Annotated in this window: 19 protein-coding genes; all 19 read left to right on the top strand. The window is 64.6% G+C overall.

The genetic code is table 11. From position 1 onward, the window contains the following. Positions 1 to 265 precede the first annotated feature (265 nt). The 19 genes from AC07PZ_RS21460 to AC07PZ_RS21370 all read left to right on the top strand — a co-directional run bounded on the left by AC07PZ_RS21460 (position 266) and on the right by AC07PZ_RS21370 (position 17680). The gene (locus AC07PZ_RS21460) at positions 266 to 742 is read left to right on the top strand and encodes a phage regulatory CII family protein (RefSeq protein ID WP_495297170.1); all 477 of its coding nucleotides are present in this window, start codon (positions 266 to 268) and stop codon (positions 740 to 742) included. Positions 743 to 745: 3 nt separating this feature from the next. Further along, positions 746 to 3151: a VapE domain-containing protein gene (locus AC07PZ_RS21455; protein WP_495297169.1), complete on the top strand. Its 2406-nt coding sequence runs from the start codon at positions 746 to 748 to the stop codon at positions 3149 to 3151. 363 nt (positions 3152 to 3514) lie between these two features. After that, positions 3515 to 3829 carry a hypothetical protein gene (locus tag AC07PZ_RS21450; protein WP_495297168.1) on the top strand — a complete coding sequence of 105 codons (315 nt, stop codon included), beginning with the start codon at positions 3515 to 3517 and terminating at the stop codon, positions 3827 to 3829. Continuing rightward, the gene (locus AC07PZ_RS21445; RefSeq protein ID WP_495297167.1) at positions 3819 to 4610 is read left to right on the top strand and encodes a hypothetical protein; all 792 of its coding nucleotides are present in this window, start codon (positions 3819 to 3821) and stop codon (positions 4608 to 4610) included. Before AC07PZ_RS21450 ends, AC07PZ_RS21445 begins: the two co-directional genes overlap by 11 nt. Before the next feature lie 134 nt (positions 4611 to 4744). Beyond that, a complete protein-coding gene (locus tag AC07PZ_RS21440; protein WP_495297166.1) occupies positions 4745 to 5242 on the top strand; it encodes a terminase small subunit in 498 nt (165 codons plus the stop codon). Then, complete coding sequence (locus tag AC07PZ_RS21435; protein ID WP_495297165.1) at positions 5239 to 7419, top strand: phage terminase large subunit family protein; 2181 nt, start codon at positions 5239 to 5241, stop codon at positions 7417 to 7419. Before AC07PZ_RS21440 ends, AC07PZ_RS21435 begins: the two co-directional genes overlap by 4 nt. Continuing rightward, entirely contained in the window at positions 7416 to 7805 is a 390-nt protein-coding gene (locus tag AC07PZ_RS21430; protein WP_495297163.1) for a Mor transcription activator family protein, read from the top strand. The genes AC07PZ_RS21435 and AC07PZ_RS21430 overlap by 4 nt, the downstream gene beginning before the upstream one ends. Positions 7806 to 7832: 27 nt before the next feature. Continuing rightward, complete coding sequence (locus AC07PZ_RS21425; RefSeq protein ID WP_495297162.1) at positions 7833 to 8039, top strand: DUF6148 family protein; 207 nt, start codon at positions 7833 to 7835, stop codon at positions 8037 to 8039. A gap of 1 nt (position 8040) precedes the next feature. After that, positions 8041 to 9612, top strand: a complete 1572-nt coding sequence (locus tag AC07PZ_RS21420; protein WP_495297161.1) for a phage portal protein — start codon at positions 8041 to 8043, stop codon at positions 9610 to 9612. Between the two features lie 72 nt (positions 9613 to 9684). Further along, complete coding sequence (locus AC07PZ_RS21415) at positions 9685 to 11766, top strand: ClpP-like prohead protease/major capsid protein fusion protein (RefSeq protein WP_495297160.1); 2082 nt, start codon at positions 9685 to 9687, stop codon at positions 11764 to 11766. A gap of 60 nt (positions 11767 to 11826) precedes the next feature. Next, on the top strand, positions 11827 to 12150 hold the full coding sequence (locus AC07PZ_RS21410) for a DUF2190 family protein (RefSeq protein WP_495297159.1): 324 nt from the start codon (positions 11827 to 11829) through the stop codon (positions 12148 to 12150). A gap of 3 nt (positions 12151 to 12153) precedes the next feature. Beyond that, positions 12154 to 12471 carry a hypothetical protein gene (locus AC07PZ_RS21405; RefSeq protein WP_495297158.1) on the top strand — a complete coding sequence of 106 codons (318 nt, stop codon included), beginning with the start codon at positions 12154 to 12156 and terminating at the stop codon, positions 12469 to 12471. Positions 12472 to 12474: 3 nt separating this feature from the next. Then, positions 12475 to 12921, top strand: coding sequence for a hypothetical protein (locus AC07PZ_RS21400; protein ID WP_495297157.1), 447 nt, complete (start codon positions 12475 to 12477; stop codon positions 12919 to 12921). Positions 12922 to 12931: 10 nt separating this feature from the next. Next, positions 12932 to 13582, top strand: a complete 651-nt coding sequence (locus tag AC07PZ_RS21395; protein WP_495297156.1) for a phage tail tube protein — start codon at positions 12932 to 12934, stop codon at positions 13580 to 13582. A gap of 2 nt (positions 13583 to 13584) precedes the next feature. Then, on the top strand, positions 13585 to 13947 hold the full coding sequence (locus AC07PZ_RS21390; RefSeq protein ID WP_495297155.1) for a hypothetical protein: 363 nt from the start codon (positions 13585 to 13587) through the stop codon (positions 13945 to 13947). Positions 13948 to 14024: 77 nt separating this feature from the next. Continuing rightward, positions 14025 to 14279, top strand: a complete 255-nt coding sequence (locus AC07PZ_RS21385) for a hypothetical protein (protein WP_495297154.1) — start codon at positions 14025 to 14027, stop codon at positions 14277 to 14279. 1 nt (position 14280) lies between these two features. Beyond that, the gene (locus AC07PZ_RS21380; protein WP_495297153.1) at positions 14281 to 16446 is read left to right on the top strand and encodes a hypothetical protein; all 2166 of its coding nucleotides are present in this window, start codon (positions 14281 to 14283) and stop codon (positions 16444 to 16446) included. After that, a complete protein-coding gene (locus AC07PZ_RS21375) occupies positions 16443 to 17072 on the top strand; it encodes a hypothetical protein (RefSeq protein WP_495297152.1) in 630 nt (209 codons plus the stop codon). The genes AC07PZ_RS21380 and AC07PZ_RS21375 overlap by 4 nt, the downstream gene beginning before the upstream one ends. Further along, complete coding sequence (locus tag AC07PZ_RS21370) at positions 17069 to 17680, top strand: hypothetical protein (protein ID WP_495297151.1); 612 nt, start codon at positions 17069 to 17071, stop codon at positions 17678 to 17680. Before AC07PZ_RS21375 ends, AC07PZ_RS21370 begins: the two co-directional genes overlap by 4 nt.

The following is a 17680-nucleotide window of genomic DNA, read 5'->3' as shown; positions in this document are numbered from 1 at the left end:
GAGAGGGCGCCCGTGCATAACACACGCGTGAGATCCGTCCCCCCGCTGATCCATCCTGCACCGTGAGCCCTGCCTTGCCATTTCACCCCTGCCGCTGCCCACACCGGCGCGCGCGTTTGCCATCCCCGTTCTCCTCCATCGTTGCGCGCGGGCAGGTGCGCAGCGTTGTGTGCGCCGAGGCGACAGGGGGCTTTTCTTGTTGTCATGCCGCCAGTGTCTTCATCGCTGGCGTGCCGCGCTACAGCGCAATTTCGATCGAGACGCTATGAACCTCGTTGACGCGACTCGGCGCATGGTGCGGAAATACCCAGGTGGGGTAGACGCACTCGCGCCGCGTTTGAACAAATCGCCCAGCACGTTCGAGAAAGAACTGCGCGACGCCCCTGGCTACAAGCTCGGCGCCGATGACGCACACGAGGCGCAGAAAATGTGCCACGAGCTGGGCATGGAAGATCCATTCCTCTTCCTCGAGGCCTGGGCCAACGGCTTCGACTGCGGCGTCATTCACCTGCCGCCAAGCCTCGCGAAGAACGGCGACGACTGCATGAACGCGCTGGCCGCGACATCGCAGGAGACAGCCGACCTGATCAATGAGGTTTGCGCGTCCCTCGCGGACAAAAAGGTTACCGACACCGAACTCAAGCGGATCGACGCTGCGATCGGCGAACTGTTCGCGAGCGCTCGGGCACTTCGACGCGCGATGGCCGCACTCAATGCAGCCGGCAGGCCTCAGGCCGACTGATCGATGTCCGATGCGCCAGAGATACCGTCGGTCGCACCGCCGATGTGGGACAGCATCCCTGCGTCCCTCGCCGGGCTGCAGCAATGGGTGTTGTGGAAGTTCGAGCCGAAGGCTGGTCAGTCCAAGCCGGGGAAGATTCCGTACTACGTCGCCGGCGGCCGCCGCACTGGCGGCCAGGGTGAAGATCGCGACCGGCAGCGACTTGCCACGCTGGCCGTAGTTCGGCGCGCGTACGAAAAGGGTGAGTGGCACGGCATCGGCTTTGCCTTCCTGCCAGGCGATGGACTGATCGGCATCGACCTCGATGGCCAGCTAGAGCCGGACGGCAGCTGGTCGGAGCGCTGCCGCAACATCGTTGGTGCCTGCGACAGCTTCACCGAGATCTCGCCAAGCGGCAAGGGCGTGCACATCATCGTGCGCGGTGAGACGACCACGAATAAGTCCAACGACATCGGCGTCGAGGTGTTCTGTGGCAAGCAGTTCTTCACGATCACGGCCAATCGCTTTCCTGAGACCGCGGCCGACGTTCAGCAGATCGACGAGGTGACCCTTCGACGGCTGCACAAGACCATCGACGATGCGAAGGAAGCGGCCAAGATGGCAAAGGCTCCTCCGCCGAAGCCGGCGCGAGCTGTCGCTTCCGCGGCCGAGCCGTTGGGTGCACAGGTCGACGACTTTGCGCGGGTCAAGTCCGCAGCGATGGCGAACTTCCAGGCCTGGGTGCCGGCGCTGTTCCCCTCTGCTATTCCCAGGGGTCGGGGGTATCGCGTCACGTCGAAGTCGCTCGGCCGTGATCTGCAGGAGGATCTCTCGATAGCCGAGGAAGGCATCGTCGACTTCGGCGTCGCCGACATGGGCGATCCGAAGAATGGTGCGCGCTCGCCGATCGATTTGGTGATGGAACACCAGCCAGGAATGACGAAGCCGGCGGACGCGCTCAAGTGGCTCGCCAAGCTGGTCGGGATAGAGCTGTCGAAGCCGAAGCGTCCGCCAAAACGCGACGTTCCGGCTGCCGCAGGCGGCGGGGGGGACGGGGGCAACGCGCCACCGCCGTCCGATGCCGGCCTTTCGCCTGGTGACTGGGAGGATGCCGAGGAAGCGCGCTCGATCGTCATGGATAAGCTCGTGCTCGGCCGCCGCGGCAAGCCCGAGGACTGCCGCGAGAACGTCCTCTATTGCATGCTGCACGACCCGGTGTTGAAGGGCCTGCTGCGCAAGAACGATTTCACGCAGCTGCTCGAGCGCACGAAGGATGCGCCATGGGGCCGCCCCGCTGGCGATTGGGACGACGAAGACGACCTGATGCTGGGCGAGTATCTGCTGCGCAAGTATGGCCTCGGCATCAAGGGGAAAAGCACCCTGCGCGACGGCGTGCTGATGGCGGCGCGCCTCTGCAAATACAACCCGATCCACGACTGGATCAAGGCTGAGAAATGGGACGGCGTCGATCGCATCGACCATTGGCTGGTCGACGTGTTCGAGGTCGAAGACCGGCCGTACACCCGCCTGATCGGTCGGTGCTTCATGATGGGCTTGGTCAAGCGTGCAATGCAGCCAGGCTGCAAATTCGACTACATGCTGATCCTCAAGGGTGAGCAGGGTCTTGCGAAGTCCAGCGCGTTCAAAACACTGGCATTTCCCTACTTCACCGACAACGCTATCCGCGTCGGGGAGAAGGACTCTCAAATGGCGATGCAGCTGGCCTGGATCGTCGAGTCGGCCGAGCTGGAGTCGCTGAACAAGTCCGAGACCACGCTGATCAAGCAGTTCCTGTCAGCGCAGGAGGACTGGTACAGGCCGCCCTACGGCTCGCAGATGATCAAGCAGCCGCGGCACTCGGTCAACGTCGGCACGACCAATGCCGACACGTTCCTCAAGGACGCGACGGGTGACCGCCGCTTCTGGCCACTCGAGGTCAAGGTGGTCAACCTCGATGTGCTCGAGCACCAGCGTTCACAGCTGCTGGCCGAAGCGCTGCACTTGATCGAGAAGGGGGAGCAGTACTGGCCGACCCGGCAGCAGGAAAAGGAACTTATCTTCCCCGAGCAGGAGCCCTTCAAGCGGGCCGACCCGTGGGAGGACATCCTGCACGAATACGTCAACGCCGATCGCGAGCGGACGCCGATGTCCGAAATGGTCGCACGCGAGATCCGCGACTTCTTCTCGAGCAGCGAGCTGTACGACAAAGCGCTGGGCATCAAGGCCGACCGCATCGACGGCAATGGCCAGATGGACACCCGCATCAGCAACTGCATGCGGCAGCTCGGCTTCACGCGCCACCGCCAGACAACCAAGGGGCGATTGCGCGGCTACATGCGCAATCCACGCCCCGAAGAACCCGTCCAGGCGCCCGCGCAGCCTGATGACGGCCAGCAATACGGGAGGGATGACGATGACCTGCCGTTCTGAACTCAAGACGCGCCTGGCTGGATGCCATGCGGTTCGGCCTCGCCCCGTGCACGCGTCTGCGCGCACGGTCCTGACGCCACCGCCGTCCAACCTCGTCCACCCTACGGCCACCGGGGGGTGGACGGCGCAAGTTGTTGATTTCATTCGTAATTCGTCAATCCGTCCACCCGTCCACCCTTCGCCCCCTTTGCGCTCTCACGTATGCGTGTGCGCAGACAGGCGGGCGCGCGTCTGCGCGCGCGCTCGCGGGCGCAGCCTACCTACACATGGTGGTCGGGGTGGACGGATGGACGGAATCAACAGCCATGCGGGTTTGCGACGTCCATCCCTCGTCCAGCCCGCCGATTCGAAAGGACCGATCCGATGACGACGCCGACAAAGCCCGCGGTTGACATGCGCGAGCGCATGCCCGAGACGGCCCAGTGGATCGCCGCGAAGCGCCTCGAATGGGGCAAGCAGCACGTCAACGATTGCGTGCGCCGCGGCACGGTGGAGCGACAGCCGGGCAACTTCTATGCGATAGAGCGTGGGCACGTCATCGGCACGCCCTTCCCCGAAGACACGGGCGTCCACGAGCTGCAGCGCTACGCCGTGCTGTGCGGCCTTTCGTTTGCCGTATTCATGCGACAGCCGGAAGCAGTGCAGACGTCTGCACCAGGGGGCAGCCATGCAAATTGATGTCCGGCACAACTTCCCGGCAGTGCAGGCTGCCCTGCGCGAGAACGCCAAGCAGGCCACCTATGCCACAGCCGTTGCGCTCACCCGCACTGCGCAGGATGTCCGCACGGCAGAGCGGCAGGGCATGCAGTCAGCCTTCGACCGGCCGACTCCATTCACGTTGAACTCGGTGTTCGTCAAGCCAGCGAAGCGCGATGACCTCACGGCGCGCGTGTGGCTTAAGGACTACTACGGGCCAAACTTCCTCATGCCCCAGATCACGGGCGGCGATCGGCCATTGAAGCGCTTCGAGCAGCTGCTCGTCCAGCGCGGCATCATGCGCGCGAACGAGCGGGCGGTGCCGGGCGCTGGTGCGCAGCTGGACAACTACGGGAACATAGGTCGTGGCCAGATCATCAAGATCCTAAGCCAGCTCAAGACATTCAACGTGGCAGGCTTCGATGCCAACGCCACGAGCAGCAAGCGCAGCAAAGCGAAGCGGGCACGGGAGGCCTACTTCGTCAGCAACAGCAAGGGCACGCGCGGCCATGGCAAGGGCTCATGGAAACGCGCACTGAAGGTTCAGACGCTGCCTCGCGGCGTGTGGGTGCGCCGCAGCTTTGGCGCACTTGGCACTGCCGTCAAGCCGGTGCTGCTGTTCGTATCTCACGCGACCTATCGAAAGCGCTTCGAGTTCGACGACATCGCCAACAAGACGATCGTCCGCGTGTTCGCTAGCCACTTCGACCGTGAGTTTGCCAAGGCCATGGCCACTGCCCGGCCGGTCGGGGGGGCATCTTGATTTTTGCCCCGACCCGCTCCCTTTTGGTGCGACCCCACCCCCCCCATTTTGGGTCCTCCCAGGGGAGGCGTCTCAGGGGTAATTCGGACCCCGCCCTTTCTCTAGTTCTGCCGTTTTGCAGAGGGTAAGTAAGCATGCGGATCAAAGGACAAGAACAGATAGCGGCGCTCTTCGGCGTGTCGCCGAAGACCATCACCGAATGGCAGGTGCTCGGGTTCCCTGTCGCCGTGCAGGGCGGGCCCGGCGTCGCAAGCGAGTACGACGTGCCGCCATGCATCACCTGGCTCGTGGAGCGCGAGGTGCGCAAGGTGCGATCGGAATCACCGAAGGATCGGCTCTCGCGTCTGCAGGGCGACAAGCTCGAGCAGGAAATGCTCGTCGAGCGCGGCATGCTGATTCCGGCCGACCAGGTGGAACCGCTGTGGCAGGGCGCCGTGCTCGCGGCGCGTGAGTTCCTAATCGGCGAGCCGCCGCGGCTTGCGTCGCTCGCGATCGGTCTGGACAAGCCCGCGCTCGAGCAGCTGCTGCAGACGGTCTTCGAAGAGTTCCTCGGCAAGCTGTCTGGCTGGCGGTCCGAGGGCATCGACGACCCAGACGACCACCCCGCAGCTGACGAGGATGACTTCGCATGAGGTACGGCAGCGGTCCCACCAGTCATGACGGATGGGCGGAGCGCGCGCTGCACGGCATGTTCGCGCGCGTGTGGCGCCGGCTGAAGCCGCCGCCGCGCATCGACGGAGCGCAGTGGTCTGCGACCTACCGCGTGTTGAGCAACGAAGAATCAGCCATCAAGGGCCGTTTCAGCTGGGCGGTTTCTCCAGCGCTTCGCGAGATAGCGGAAATGGCCACCCGGCCGAACGTCCGGAAGATCGTCGTTCAAAAGAGCGCCCAGGTCGGCTACACCGCCGGCATCGTCTGCAACATCATCGGCTACCACATCCACTACCGACCCAGCGTGATCGTGGCCGCCTTCCCGCGGACGCAGGCCGCGAAGGACTTCGCGACCGAGAAGCTCGATCCGATGATCATGAGCACGCCGGTGCTGAGCCGGCGCATCCAGATCAAAAGCCGCGCACAGGGCAACAGCACACTTCGCAAACGCTTCCTCGGCGGCTTGATCAAGCTGGTCGGAACGAACAGCCCGAGCGACGTGAAGTCAACCAGCGCCAGGCTGGTCGTCGTCGAGGAGCCGGATGATGCGGCGTCCGACGTGCGTGGCCAAGGCAATTCGATCAAGCTGCTCGAGGAGCGCGCGAAGACGTACCCGGACCACCTGATTCTGATCGGCGGCACGCCTACTGCGAAAGATGCCAGTGCGGTCGAAGACGAAATGCGCAAGACCGACAAGCGCTACTTCCACGTGCCGTGTCACGGCTGCGGCGAGGCGCACGTGATGGCGTGGGAGAACGTCACGATCCCCGAAGACCTCGGCGATGACGTCACGGTGCATGAGGTGTACGGCCGACATCGGCACGACCGTGCCTACTACGCGTGTCCGCATTGCGGCGAGATCTGGACCGACGAAGCGCGAATTACCAACCTGCGGCGCGCAGAACGCGAGGGCGGCGGGTGGGTCCCTACGCTGACAAGCGAGATACCGGGCTACTACCTGAACGAGCTGCTCAGCACTTTCGACGGCTCACGTGTCCCGGTGCTCGCTCGCAAATATCTCGAGGCGAAGGCGAACCTCGACCGCGGCGACGCCGGCGACATGATCGCGTTCTGGAACAGCACCCTGGGCCGTACGTGGGAATACCGCGGCGAGCTGCCCGAAGAAGAGACGCTGCGCCGGCGCGCAATGCAGTACCTTGAATGGTCCTGCCCGGTCGGTGGCCTGGTCCCGCTGATGACGGTCGACGTGCAGCACGACCGCCTGGCCGTCACGGTGTGGGTGGTCGGGCGCGGCGAAGAGATGTGGCTCGCCTATTGGGGCGAGCTCTACGGCAAAACCGTCGTCGCCCACGCGGGTGCGTGGCTCGAGCTGGAGAAGCTGCTGACGCATCGCGTGCGGCACGCGACCGGTGCCGGCTTGTCAATCGCCGCGGTGGCGATCGACAGCGGCGACGGGCAGACCAGCGAAGCGGTGTATGCCTTCGTCCGGCGGCACGATCGCAGCAGCCGACATGTGTATGCCGTCAAGGGTGCACCAGACGCGGTGGGCAAGGTTGAAATCTGGCGACCACCGAAGGCCATCGAACCTAACAAGCGCTCGACCAAGGCATCGCGCGCTGGCGTGCAAACCAGCCAGGTCGGGACCGCGAAGGCGAAGGACCTGATCCTGGGCTGGTCCGAGCAGGCCGGCCGGGTGCGCCTCGAAGGCGATGGTCCCGCGCGCATGCATTGGTATGAGGGCGTGCGTGACGACTTCTATGAGCAACTGCTCAGTGAAATCAAGATTCCCGGCCGCACGAACAAGCTCGTGCGTGAGTGGAAGCCACGCACCGATCGGCGTAACGAGGCCCTGGACTGCACCGTCTACGCGATCTGGTTGATCCGAACCATGCGGCTTCACCTTCGCAAGCCGTCCCAATGGGACGCGGCTGAACTGCAGATACGGCAAGCCCCGCTCCTCGAGGAGGGTAGCGATGGCGTGTTCGCACCGTCTGCAGAGAACGTCGCTCCGCTCGATTCCGCCTTGGTCGACGAGCTAGAGCCGCCGGCCACGCTCCCCGTATCCCCGGTGCCCGGCCCCCCGACGCCGTCGCCAGAACCTACGCCTGCAGCTGCACCGCCAGCACCGCGCCACCGATCCGGTCGGCGGCCCTCAACAAACCCATTTGCCTCAGACGACTGGAGTGATCGACTGTGATCAAGACCCACAAGACCATGACGCCTGGTCAGGCCGAAGACGCCGCGGTGCAACTCGAAAACGAACTCACCGCGATCGTGCGTTCCGAGATCGGAATGCATGACGCGATGGCCAGCATGTTCGCGCAGGCCCTTGTGCGCGGTATGCGCCGTGCGCTCGGTGGACAGGACATCTACATCCCGGCGCCCGACCGATCGGAGCGCGATGCGGCCATTCGCAGGCAATTCGATGGCAGCAATCTGGCCGAGGTAATGCAGGCGCACGCCGTGAGCAGGAGCACTGTGTATCGCGTATCAGGCCGGCGAGATCCGCATGCCGTGCGCATCGGAGTGTCGTCGCCAAAAAATCCCATTTCTCCCCTGTCTATGGGACGCGACGATGCGTAGCGTGACGCCATGACTATCGCAACAGACATGGTGACCGCCTACCTTGCCGCAGAGCGCGACGTGCTCGCTGGCAAGACGGTGAACTTCAACGGGCGCTCGTTCACAAGCGAGAACCTCAAGGACATCCGCGAAGGGCGTCTCGAGTGGGAACGCAAGGTGTCGGCAGAAACGCGACGAGGCGCGCGGATAGGCGGCCTGTCGTTTTCACGCGCACGCTTCGACGGAGGCGAATGACATGAACATCATCGACCGCATCGTTGCCCAGTTCGATCCAATGCGGGGCTTGGCTCGTGCGCAGCACCGTCGCGCGTTGGCCTACTACGAAGGCGCCAAGCCGACCAAGCAGCGGCAGCGGCGTAACGACAACAGCAGCCCCAACACCCTGGCCGGCTCCGGAGCGGCTCAGCTGCGCGCGCATGCGCGCTACCTCGAGCGCAACCATGACCTGTCGCGTGGTGCGTTGCGGGTGCTGGTCAACAACGTGGTGGGGGCTACGGGCATCGGCATCGAGCCGCAGCCGCGAAAGAAGGACGGGACCATTCACGCTGACTATGCGGCGTCGCTGCGCAACGCGTACAAACAATGGCAGAAGGCGCCCGAAGTGACTGGCCGTTATCGCTGGCCGCTCGCGCAGCGACTCATGGCCTACACCTGGCTGCGCGACGGTGAGGTGTTCGCCCAGCAGCTGGTCGGGCCCGTTCCCTTCCTGACGCATGGCTCGGCAGTCCCGTACTCGCTGGAGATCTTCGAACCTGACTTTGTGCCGCTGGACTTCGACGACATCAGCAAGGGCATTCGGCAGGGCATTCAATCTAATGCGTGGGGTAAGGCCACTGCCTATTGGGTCTACAAGGGCGACCCACGCGATGCAATGACGCTGCCTAACGCGTCAGGTTTGAAATTCATTCCAGCCGATCTGGTGCTCCATGTCGCAACCCTGGATCGCCTCCATCAGCAGCGAGGCGTGTCCGAGTTTGCCAGCGTGATAACTCGGCTCGAAGATCTTAAGGATTACGAGGAAAGCGAGCGCATCGCGGCGAAAGTCGCCGCTTCGTTGACCGCCTACGTGAAGCGGCAGGCCCCTGATGGCGACGGGTATGACGCCGACGCTGCGGAGACTGATGCCGAGGGGAATCCATTGCCGCGCGACCTGCGCATGTCGCCGGGCATGATCATCGACTCGCTGGCGGTCGGCGAAGACATCGGGATGATTGACAGCAACCGCCCGAACCCGAACCTGATCACATGGCGGGCCGGCCAGCTCAAGGCATTCGCAGCCGGCATCGGTGCGAGCCACTCAAGTGTCAGTCGTGATTACGACGGGACCTACAGCGCGCAGCGACAGGAGCTGGTCGAGCAGTGGGTGCACTATGCGGTGCTGGCCGATGAATTCGTCGGCATGTGCGTCCAGCCGAACTGGGAGATGTTCGTGAAGATCGCGCATCTGAGCGGCGTAGTGCGCATGCCCGTCGACGTCGATCCTGAGAGTGCCGATGACGCGTTGTTTGTCGGCCAGAGCATGCCCTGGATCGACCCGGTGAAAGAGGCGGACGCCTGGACCAAGCTCGTGCAGGCCGGCTTTGCCAGCGAGGTCGAGGTCATTCGCAAACGTGGAGCGAACCCGCGCGATGTGGTCGAGCAGATCGACTCCTTCCGCAAGGATGTGAAGGCACGCGGCCTGAAGCTGTCAAGCGACGCTGCAAACACTGGGGGTTCAGCCCCAGCCGCTGCTGCAACACCCGGCGACGGGCCGAGCGGTGACAAAACTGGCGGGCAGGACGACGACGCGGCGCCCGTAGATAAATAGTCCCATTTCTTCCCTAGAAATGGGACTGGGGTTTTTTGACACTGAGGGCTCTCAATCGAGGGCCCTCAGCACATGTCCAACACCTCCTCCGCCTGGTACACCATCCGCCGTCGCACGGCAATGGCAGCTGCTGTGGTGGGCGCTCTCGCCGCTGCCGAGATCTACATCTATGGCGACATCGGCGAGAGCTGGTACGAGGAAACAACCTCTGCCGCCACCTTCGTGCGCGAACTGCAGGCGCTCGATGTCGATGCACTGACCATCCGCATCAACAGCATGGGCGGTTCGGTGCCGGACGGCTTCGCAATCTACAACGCCATCCGCCGTCACAAGGCGACCGTGACCATCGAAGTCGATGGTGTTGCGTTCTCCGTTGCCAGCCTGATCGCCATGGCGGGCGACAAGGTGCACATGGCCAGCAACGCGATGTTGATGGTCCATGCCCCGTGGTTGTACGCGTCGGGCAACAGCGCCCAGTTGCGCGAGCTGGCCGACCAACTCGACGCCTGGGCCTCTGCCATGTCGACCAGCTACGCGTCGCGCACGGGTGATCAGCCCGCGATGCTGGCCCTGCTGACCGATGGCAAGGACCACTTCTACACCGCCGATGAAGCCCTCGCGATGAAGTTCATCGACGGCATCACAGACGCGTTGCCCATCGAGGCCAGCGCCGCCCGCGCGCTGCCCCTCAACCGTTATCGCTCGCTGCCTGCATCGCTGCAGACCGCGAGCACTCCCGCGGCAGCCGCCGCAATTTCTCCCGAAGAGGATCTCATGAAACTCCGCAACCCCCTGCTGCTGACCGCTGTAGGCGCTGCCGCTGCTGGTGCAGGCGGTGGCGGACCCGCCACGCCTCCCGGCAACCCCGCTACACCCGTCAACTCCGCCGCCGTCCTCGCCGCCGACAAGGCTCGCCGTGAAGGCATCCGTGCGAGCTTCACGGCGTTCGCCGCGCGTCCTGGCGTGGCCGACCTGCAGCGCGCCTGTGAAGATGATCACGAGGTCGATGTGGTCGCGGCCGGGACGCGCCTGCTGGCCCATCTTGCAAAAGACGTGACGCCGGTGGCTGGTGCGCATGTCGTCACGTTGGATGACGAGAGCGACAAGCAGCGTCGCGGCGCCACTCAAGCGCTGCTCGCGCGTGCTGGCTACGAGAAGATCGAAGGCGCAAACCCGTTCCGTGGCTACACGCTCGCAGAGCTGGCTCGCTCGTCCCTTGCTCGTGCTGGCTTCCGCAGCGAAGGCATGGACAAGATGGCCTTCATCGGCGCTGCGTTCACCCACAGCACCAGCGACTTCCCCGGCCTGCTGGCGAACGTGGCGAGCAAGTCGCTACTCAAGGGCTACATGGAGGCCGACGAGACCTTCCAGACGTGGACCCGTGCCGGCTCGCTGTCCGACTTCAAGACCGGCAACCGCGTCGACCTCAACGCCTTCCCGAGCCTGCGCAAGGTTGCCGAAGGTGCCGAGTACAAGTATGCGACCCTCGGCGAACGGGGTGAGAAGGTCGTGCTGGCGACGTATGGCGAGCTGTTCAGCATCACGCGCCAAGCCATCATCAACGATGACCTGGACGCCTTCACGCGCGTGCCTCGCTTGATGGGTCGTGCGGCCATCCGCACCATCGGCGATCTGGTGTACGCGATCCTCACCGCCAACCCGGTGATGAGCGATGGGACTGCGTTGTTCCACGCGAGTCACGGCAACCTGTTGGCGGCCGCGGCCATCTCGACCGCATCGGTCGACTCGATGCAGGCGGCCATGGCTGTCCAGAAGCAGGGCGCCGCGGTTCTGAACCTCCCGCAGAAGTACCTGATCGTTCCTCGCGCGCTCAAGGGCACTGCCAACGTTGTGCGGGCAAGCGAGTTTGAAGTGGGTGGAAACAAGAACAACACCACTCCGAACTCGGTGCGTGACACGTTCGAAGTGATTTCGGACGCTCGCCTTGACTCCGCCTCGACCACGGCCTGGTACGGCGCCGCCGACCAGAACTCAGCCGACACGATCGAAGTGAACTACCTCGATGGAAACAGCCAGCCGTACCTCGAGCAGAAAAACGGATGGAACGTCGACGGCACCGAGTTCAAGGTGCGCATCGACGCTGGCGTATCGCCGCTCGACTTCCGCGGCCTCGCCAAGAACCCTGGCGTTTGATGACCCACCGGCGCGTTTGAGCGCGCCGGCACCTTACCTGTCACACCTCAAGGAACCTTCATGAAAAACTTCGTTCAGGCCGGCGACGTGCTGGACTACACGCCAGGCGCTGCTGTCGCAAGCGGCGCGGCAGTCGTGTTCGGCGTGCGCCTCGGCATCGTCGTCACGGACATCGCAGCGAATGCGACCGGCGCCCTTCGCGTCAAGGGCGTCGTTGAACTCGCGAAACTCGCGGGCGACAACGTTGCCCAGGGCGCGCTGCTGTATTGGGACGCGGGCAACAACCGTCTGACCACCACCGCTGCAGGCAACACGCTCGCGGGCTACGCGGCGAAGGCTGCAGGCAACGGCGTTACTACCGTCTGGCTTTCCCTGAACGCCTGACCCATGCTCGCCCGCTTTGCCGCCCTCGAGGATCGCGCCAATCGCGCAGTCAATGCGCGCCTGTCAAATCGGCAGGTGAGCGCCGGCGAGCTGGTCTTCGAAGCCATCTTCGAAGACGCCGGCTCGCTTCCTCTGGACGGCATGGTGCAGTCGACGGAGCCGCAGCTGACAGCTGTTCCCTCGTCGATCGCATTGCAGCTGGCGCCCGACGCCGTTCTCACGTTGACGCATCCTGTCAGCGGCGCAGCGCGCCTGTTGCGCGTGGCCAGATCGGAACCTGACGGCTCCGGCTTCCACACGCTGTATCTCCGCAAGGTCTGAGCGGTGGAACACGTTCAGCAACAGATCCTCGACGCCCTGCTGGCGGCGTTATTGGCAGCAGGTACATCGGCCGGGCAGAACGTCTTCCTCGACCTCGAAGACCCCTTGCGTTCCGACCAGCTGCCGGCACTGACGATCATGGAAGCACCTGCCGGCGAGAAGATCGACACGGCCACCGTGAGTGGTCGTGATACCCGCATCTACAGCGTCCTCGTGACCTGCATCGTTGAGGGCGGGTCTGACTTCGCGCGCCGGGCCCGTGCGCTCGGTCTCGAGGTCGAGAAAGCGTTGACGGCACGCAGCCTGGCTGTGCCGCTGCCGGGGCGGGCGCAGATCGCGGGCGCTCGCATCACCCTCGACGGTGACGGCGAGAGCGCGCTCGCGCAGCGCGAGCAGCTTTGGCAGATCACCTATTTCACCCGGCGCGGCGTCCCTGACGTCGCCCTCTAAAGGAGCTCCCATGTCCGTTCAAATTTGGTCCGATGTCGACGTCGATGTACAGACCGCCACGGGTGTCGCCAAGGCGATCACCGCGATCACCAAGGCAAACCCTGCCGTTGCGAACTCCGACGATCACGGCTTCACGGCTGGCCAGGTCGTCCTGCTGCGCATCAAGGGCTTCGGCGCCCTCGACTACGCTGTCGCGCGCGTCGGTCCCGTGACGGACGACACCTTCACGCTCCTCGGTGTCGACACGACCGACTTCGCCGGCGCATTCATCAGCGGCAACGCCAGCCTGGTGACCTTCGGCGTCAGTGCCGACACGATCACTGACGTCACGCCCAGCGGCGGCGAGCGGGCGGCCGTGAAGATCGGCACCATCCACAAGAAGCCCGACTACAACATCTTCGGCAAGGCCGAGCCCTTGTCGTACGCGCTGGGTTCGCTGTGGGACATCTCGGACCCTGCGCTGATCGCACTCAAGGCTGCCTCGAGCGCCAAGCGCGTCGTCGCGATCCGCTTCGGCTTCCCGGACGGTGCGCAGATCCTGTTCGCTGCACAACCCAGTGCCACCATGGCGCCGGGTGGGTCTGCAGGCGCGGCAGTGACAACGCCCGTCAGTCTCAGCGTTCGCGGCCTCTTGCAGCCCTACGTCGGCGCCGAAGGCTGAGCATGAAGCGCAGCGATCTGAAGATCCCGGCTCTGCCTCAACAGGATGAACCCAGCGAGCCGCTGGGTGGCACCGTGACCATCCGAGGCATGTTGCTCACCGAGCGCATGCAGAACGATGCAATCAACACGGCGGCGAAGGTCCCGCTCGAGGGCGAGACAGAGCAGCAAGCCCGCGCCCGCGCTGGATCGCAGGTCATGCCACGCGTGCTGCACCAGTGTGTCGTCGATGACGACGGGGCGCCTCTCATGTCGGAAGTCGAATGGAACGTGTTCGGCTCGAGCAACTCGACCGAGGCGTTCCGGCTTTTCAATATCGCCATGCGGCTGTCCGGCCAGGACCTCGGAGCCGTCGCAAAAAACTGACCACCCAGCCCGCGCGCCGTTTTGCCTTTGTTCTTGCGCGGGACCTGGGGCGCACCGTCGAAGAACTGGGCGAGAGCATGTCGGCATTGGAGTTCGAAGAGTGGCAGGTCATCTACGCAAAAGAACAGCTGAGCCCGCTAACGCATCGTGTTCGGCATGCCCAGCTTCTTGCCGCCATCTATCAGGGGGCGAGCACCCGCAAGGATGGGCAGCAGTGGTCTTCCGATCAGTTTCTTCTGCCGAACCCATGGCTGCCTCCTGTCGAGCCGCTGAAGGTCAGCCTGATCGAGCAGGTCCGCGTGATGAACAGTCGCATGCGGCGTAAGGACTGACGTGGTCACCAGAGCCGAGATCATCCTTGCCGCGACGGACCGCACTCAAGCGGCCTTCGCGAGCGCAAGCCGCGCCCTCGACGGGCTGAAGACCAATGCCATGTCGGCAAAGGCCACGCTGGGCACGATCGGCGGGGCCATCGCCGGCGGCGTGGCGCTGCTCGGTGCGAAGGGCGCGATCGACACGCTCGACCAACTCGACGACTTTCAGGAGAAGTCCGGCATCGCGGTCGAGCGGCTGAGTGAGCTGCGCTTTGCCGGGGAGGCCGTGGGCACCCCGTTCGAGACCTTGGCCGGTGGCGTGGGCCGCTTGAGCAAGCTGATGGTTGAAGCCGCCGGCGGGAACAAGGAAGCCACGGCGACCTTCAAGGGCCTTGGCATTGAGGTCAAGAATGCTGACGGCACGTTGCGCACCAACGACGAGGTGCTCGGCGATCTGGCCGATCGGTTCGCCAGTTATACCGACGGTGCCGAGAAGTCGGCGCTGGCGCAGAAGTTCTTTGGCAAGTCCGGCGCCGAAATGATCCCGTTCCTGAACCAGGGACGTGATGGCATCGAGAAGCTCCGTCTCGAGGCGCAGGCGCTCGGTGCGATTTACAGCGGCGATCTCGCGAAGGATGCCGCCGACTTCAACGACAACCTCGTCAAGCTGCGGCTGTCGTCGGAAGCCGCAGCGATCGCGATGGGTGGCCCGCTGATCAAGTCGCTCGTGAGCATCACGAATCAGATGCTCGAGGCGCGCAAAGAGGGCGGCATGCTCAATGCCATCCTCGTGACGATCGGCGGCGGGGTGGCGCGCACGCTCGGCGTGGACGAGATCGGCAAGGCTCAGTCGAAGGCGAAGAACGCAACCGCCGAGATGTCGCGGCTGCAGAACCTGATCAACGGCGTCGACACCCAGCTGCAGCGCGATCCGACCGACGAAATGGCGCAGCGCCGTATGAACACGCTGCGCGGGCAGCTGGCTCAGCAGCAGCAGCTCGCGGCCGCGGCCAGTGAGCAGCTGAAGCGCTTGGCCGACGAAGCCGACCCGATGGGTAGCGCGCAGCGCCGCGTCGAAGATCGCGGATGGACGCCAGTGATCGAGGACAAACGGGGCAAGGCTCCCGTCCTTGACTCCAGCGGCGGCGGCGCCGCAAAAGATCCACAAGCCGAAGCCAAGAAGTACATCGAGAGCCTCGACAAGCAGCTGGAGAAGGTCAAGGAACTGAGCCAGGTCGAGATCGCGCTGGCGGAAATCAAGCGCCTGCGTGCCGACGGCAAAGAGGTCACCGAAGCGCAGAAGCAATCGATCCTGCGCACGGCGGCTGAGATCGATATCCGCAAGGAACGCACCGAAACCGAAAAGGCCGCGGCCAAGCAGCAGGAAGAGTCGCAGAAGCGCCTGATCGCGCTGCAGGACGACGCGGCCAAGGTCTTCGAATCGACACGCACGCCCGCCGAGCAGTACGGCGCATCGCTCGCCCATCTGAACATGCTGCGCACGGAGGGCGTGATCTCGATCGAGACCTATTCTCGCGCCGCAGCGAAGGAAGCGGACAGCTACACCGAGGCACAAAAGCGCATCGATGCGCTGAACAAGAACGCCGACGACTTCGCGAAGCGGGGCGCCGAGAACATTCAGGACATCCTCGGCCAGAACCTGGCCAGCGCACTCGACGGCAACTTCGAGAACATTGGCCGTAGCTTCGGCACGCTGCTCAAGCGCATGGCTGCGGAGGCCATCGCTGCGGATCTATCGCGCTCCATGTTCGGCTCGCTCGTGCAAGGTGGCTCGGGTTCGGGTTGGGTCGGCTCGGCTCTCAAGGCGGTCGGCGGCTTTCTCGGCCTCGGGTCGTCGACGCCCGCCGGTGCGGGTGACTACAACTACCTCGCGTTGCTCGACGGCGCACGGGCCGAAGGCGGTCCAACCATGGCGGGCGGCACCTACTTGGTCGGTGAGAACGGCCCCGAGCTTTTCCGGTCCGACCTTGCCGGCTCCATCGTGCCGAACCACGAACTCGGCGGCTCGAACACCTCGATGTTCCTGAACTACGCGCCTGTCTTCCAGGTGGACTCCCGCTCGGACCGCGGCTCGATCATCGCCGACCTCCAGCGCCTGGTGTCTCAAGGCAACAAAGAAGTCATCGAGTACCTCAAGCGACTCAAGGCGATCCCCCAAACATGACGATCATCACCATCCCTGAAGAGCTGTCGATCCTGCGCACCGATTGGGGCGTGCGCGACTTCGGCATGACCTTCGCCGGGTCGGACACTGGCGCCACACAGACCGTCGCCCGCGCGCCGATGCGCCGCACTTGCTCGCTGATCGGCAATGAGAAAGATGAGGAGGGCGGCGCCGCAGCGTGGACGGTGCTCGTGCATGCCCTGCGCGGCCGCATCAACCAGCTGGCGGTCTACAACACGGTGCAGCCCGAGCCGCGCGGATCAGTCCGCGGTGCCTGGACCTCTGGGGGTGCTGCGGCCGGCGCCGCGTCCATGACCATAAACGCCGGCGTCGACCAGGCCAGTCGCACGCTGTGGGCAGGCGATCTGTTCGGTGTCGGCCAGGCCGGTGCTGGGCCCGCGCACCAGCTGCTGCACGTGCAGGCAGACGCGGTGGTCAACGAAGCCGGCGCGATGGTTGTGACCTTTGAGCCGGTGCTTCGCGTTGCCGTCGCGGCCGGTGCGCCGCTGGCCTGGTACCGGCCGACCTGCCTGATGCGTCGCACCACCGACGAAATGAGCTGGGCCATGCATCCCGGCGAGCTGATCGGCGGCTTTGCCATCGACCTGATGGAGAGCTGGGAATGATCCTCACCAACAGTGGTTTCCAGACGACGGCCGGCGCCGCGTCGTATGGCGCGCTCGGCCTTGTCGAGCTGCAGCTGCGATCGGGCACCGCGCGCTACACCGATTGGCCCGTCAGCGTCGATGTGTTCGGCCAGACCTGGCTTGGCGTCGGCAACCTTGGCAACGTCGGCCAGCTGCACGAGAGCGAAGACGGCGCGGAGGAAAAGCTGACCCTCACGTTGTCGCCGGTGGACCTTGGCACGCGCGCCCTCGCGCTGGGCGACCCTACCGACTATCAGGACCGGCCCGTACGGATCTGGGTCGGCATGGTCGACACCAACACCTTCCAGCTGAGCGGCCTGCCGGTCCTTCGGTTCAGCGGCGTCATGGACCAGCTCAAGATCGATCGCGACGGCAACAACGCCTCGATCTCGCTGGATTGCCGCACGGCCAGCTACGACGTCCGCAGCAACCCGGCAGCGCTGCGAATGAATCACGTGCAGCACCAGTCGCGCCACCCTGGCGAACGCGGCTTCGAGTACCTGACCAGCCTCATCGGCAACCCTGCGGTGTGGTTGTCGAAGGCGCTGCAGGCCCGCCTCAACGAAATCGCGCGGAAGAAGGGGTAG

Source organism: Variovorax sp. GW821-FHT10B04 (assembly GCF_059415645.1).
This window is presented reverse-complemented; position numbering and strand designations above follow the sequence as displayed.